This is a genomic window from Roseicyclus sp. (genome assembly GCF_052168335.1).
In the GTDB taxonomy this organism is placed as follows: domain Bacteria; phylum Pseudomonadota; class Alphaproteobacteria; order Rhodobacterales; family Rhodobacteraceae; genus Roseibacterium.
On the sequence record NZ_JBQLZP010000433.1, the window covers coordinates 1 to 1,302 of the forward strand.

Sequence of the window (1,302 nt, forward strand, 5' to 3'; positions counted from 1 at the left end):
GCCGGGGATTGCACCCGGTCGAGCAGGGGAGTTGGGGGTCGCTCGCTCATTCGCTGGCCTCCCGGGCCGTCCGTTCCGCGCGGGATCACATCTCGCGCGCGATAATGTAGCGGGCCAGCGCCTGCAAGTTCTGCGACCTGTCGCCATAGGGCGCGAGGGCGGCGCAGGCCTCGTCCACCAACGCGGCGGCGCGTGTTCTGGCTCCATCGAGGCCGAGAAGCGAGACGAACGTGGCTTTTCCGGCCTCCGCGTCCTTGCGGAGCGCCTTGCCCGCCTTGGCGCTGTCCCCGGTCACGTCGAGGATGTCGTCGGCGATCTGGAAGGCGAGGCCGATGGCCCGTGCATAGGCCAGGAGCGGCGCGGGATCGCTCCGCCCGAGGATCGCGCCCGCAAGCGCCGGCCACTCGATCAGGCGGCCGGTCTTGTTGCCCTGGAGCTCGGTGATCTCGGCGAGGCTCAGGGGACGCCCGGCCGTCTCGGCGGCGATGTCCTGCGCCTGGCCGAGCACCATGCCCTGCGCCCCGCTCGCCCGCGCCAGCGACGCGACGAGGTCCACGCGCTGATCGGCGTCGCCCGCCCCGGGGTCGGCGAGCAGCTGGAAGGCGAAGCACTGGAGCGCGTCGCCCACCAGCACGGCGGTCGCCTCGTCCCACTTGCGATGCACGGTCGGCCGACCGCGCCGGAGGTCGTCGTCGTCCATGCAGGGCAGGTCGTCGTGGACGAGGCTGTAGGCATGGACGCATTCGACGGCGGCGGCGGAGAACAGCGCCTGCGCGCGCGGCACGCCGAACATCCCCGCCGTCTCCAGCACGAGGAACCCGCGCAGACGCTTGCCGCCGTCGGCGGCGTAGCGCATCCCCTCGGCCACGCGGTCCTGGCCGAGCGTCGCCAGCCTGTCGGTCAGGAAGGTGCCGATGGCGTCCTGCGCCTCGGCCAGCGCCGTCTCGAACATGCGCTCAGAGACCCTCGGCGGGCGTCGTCCCGGTGGCCTGCCCGTTGGCGTCCATCGTGATCTGCTCGACCTGCTCCTCGGCCTCCTTCAGCTTGGCCTCGCAGCGCGCCTTGAGCGCCGCGCCACGCTTGTAGAGGTCGATCGACTCCTCCAGCGGCACGTCGCCCCGGTCGAGCTTCTGCACCACGGATTCGAATTCGCGGATGGCTTCCTCGAAGGTCATCTCCCCGATCGGCTTGCCGGTCATGCGCTCCGCTCCATCAGTTCCGTCACGTGTGCCGCGACCGAGGCCGCCAGCGCAGGAAGATCATAGCCGCCCTCGAGTGTCGAGACCACGCGGCCCTCGCACA

2 protein-coding genes and 1 pseudogene are annotated in these 1,302 nt (G+C 71.3%); all 3 read right to left on the bottom strand.

What is annotated here, in order from left to right; genetic code table 11:
- Positions 1–85: 85 nt before the first annotated feature.
- Positions 86–952, bottom strand: a complete 867-nt coding sequence (locus ACTS11_RS13215) for a polyprenyl synthetase family protein (protein WP_442640774.1) — start codon at positions 950–952, stop codon at positions 86–88.
- A gap of 4 nt (positions 953–956) precedes the next feature.
- Positions 957–1,199, bottom strand: coding sequence for an exodeoxyribonuclease VII small subunit (locus ACTS11_RS13220; RefSeq protein ID WP_442640775.1), 243 nt, complete (start codon positions 1,197–1,199; stop codon positions 957–959).
- Positions 1,196–1,302 (bottom strand): annotated as a pseudogene (locus ACTS11_RS13225) (histone deacetylase family protein); the annotation flags it as partial. The gene ACTS11_RS13220 and the pseudogene ACTS11_RS13225, both read right to left, overlap by 4 nt.